At 64.1% G+C, this 1,704-nt stretch carries 3 protein-coding genes; 2 read left to right on the top strand and 1 reads right to left on the bottom strand.

Annotation, left to right across the window (positions count from 1 at the left end):
- Positions 1 to 189: hypothetical protein (locus tag QZY48_RS31200; protein WP_295437971.1), on the bottom strand; the 189-nt coding region annotated here is incomplete at its 3' end.
- Positions 190 to 216: 27 nt separating this feature from the next.
- Here QZY48_RS31200 and QZY48_RS31195 point away from each other — a divergent pair.
- Positions 217 to 588 (top strand): helix-turn-helix transcriptional regulator, encoded by a 372-nt coding sequence (locus tag QZY48_RS31195; RefSeq protein WP_295437969.1) that lies wholly within the window; start codon positions 217 to 219, stop codon positions 586 to 588.
- Positions 585 to 1,394 (top strand): hypothetical protein, encoded by an 810-nt coding sequence (locus QZY48_RS31190; RefSeq protein WP_295437966.1) that lies wholly within the window; start codon positions 585 to 587, stop codon positions 1,392 to 1,394. The genes QZY48_RS31195 and QZY48_RS31190 overlap by 4 nt, the downstream gene beginning before the upstream one ends.
- Positions 1,395 to 1,704: the final 310 nt, after the last annotated feature.

Here is a 1,704-nt window from a genome sequence, read left to right as displayed (position 1 = left end):
GTGCTGCATGTAAACCTTCTGGCGACATGTCGCACCACAGGGGCGAAAACCGGTGGGAAGTCTTGCTTCCGTAAGGGAAAATAGTGAAAATAGCCCCCAGATGTTCCGCCATGCCCGGTGCGACATGTCGCACCCAGCCATAGGCAAAGTGGTGAAAAGTGGTGGGAAGATAAAAAATCTGTTGACCATGGTAGCTTCCTCGGCTACCAACTCCCCGTGACCCGCTACTTCGGTGACAGAATCCGGGAACTCCGGAACGAAAGAGACCTCTCACTTCGCGACCTTGCGGACTTGGTGAAGGTGTCCGCTCCGTTTCTGACGGACGTTGAGAAGCGGCGGCGCTATCCTACCGAGGACACCCTTGTAAAGCTCGCCGACGCGCTAAGGACTACGGTCGAGGACCTCAAGAGCTACGACAACCGCCCGCCGACGAAGGAGATTGCAGAGTTGACCGATGAGGATGTGGAGTTCGCCTACGCCTTCCGCCGGATCGTCGATCAGGTCAAGAGCCAGGGACTCACCGCAGACGATTTGAAGCGCCGCTTCCCCGAGTCAGCCCCCGAACCCCCAAAAAACGACGCCCCGTGAAAGCTCAAGCCGGCCCTTGTCCCTTCCTGTCCGACCCGTTTCTCCCCGAGCAGCGTATCGACCAGGCATGTTCGGATGCCCTCGTGGCGGTCGATCTCATGCCGCAAGAGCCGGCACCGATCCGCATCGACCGTTTCGTAGAGAAGCATTTTGGCATCACGATCCAGTATGACGACCTCCAGACCCGCTTCGGCGAGGGGGTGATGGGCGCATGCCGGTTCAATCGTGACGGCACGGTCGCGGAAATCATCGTCGAAGTGACTCTGGGAGAAGACGACTCAAAGATCGCTGGCAAGCGGGTCCGCTCGACGATGGCGCACGAGGGGGGGCACGGATTGTTTCACGGCAACCTTTTCGCCGAGGTTTTCCGGGCGGAGGATGATCTGAAAAGCGGTCTGGTGAAGGTGGATCGTTGCGCTGGTGTCACCAGCGACGGGTTTGCCTGTCGGACAATTGGGGAAGGAGGCGGCGGTCGTCGATACGACTGGTGGGAAGTTCAGGCCAACAAGGCGATTGGTGCCCTCCTACTCCCGCGCCGCCTCGTCGATCCGTTCGTCCGCGAGATCATGGCGACTCCGCTTCCGAGGCTTGCGTGGACCGGCAAGCGGCCGGCATGGGCACTGAAAGACGTGGCTGGCATGGTCGCCGCAGGGGGCGATTGGCGCCTGCGGCGCTCCGCTCGTGGGCCTGACCGCGGAGCGCCTGTTTGGGTTCTCTGGGCCGCTGGGCGGCGGCGGCGCAGCCAACGCCTCGGCGCTCGCCAGGTGCGGGCTGCGCTGCGCCGCGGCCGGCTGGTGCCCACCTAGGCCGAGAGCGCTGCGCTTTCCATGGCAGCTTTCTGCAGCTTGCCGGTTTCCAGGAGTTGTGGCCGGCCGCTGCCCACGTGGAGGGCTGCTGGCGTGTGCGCTCGGCCTTGTCCTTGCTCCTCGGCCGCATCCCCGTTGCGAACTCCTCTCCGCCCCCCGTGCAGCGGGCTCCTGGTCTGCCTGGTGGTGCCCTGGTCGCTGTGCCTGCTGGCCTACTCGGCCCTCTACCTGACCTACCCGCGGGACCGTGTGGCGGCCGCACGCTGCGCGCTGCGGCGCGCCGGCAGCGAGCTGCAGCTGGCGGCGGTGC

It is taken from the genome of uncultured Thiodictyon sp., assembly GCF_903828115.1.
In the GTDB taxonomy this organism is placed as follows: domain Bacteria; phylum Pseudomonadota; class Gammaproteobacteria; order Chromatiales; family Chromatiaceae; genus Thiodictyon.
This window is presented reverse-complemented; position numbering and strand designations above follow the sequence as displayed.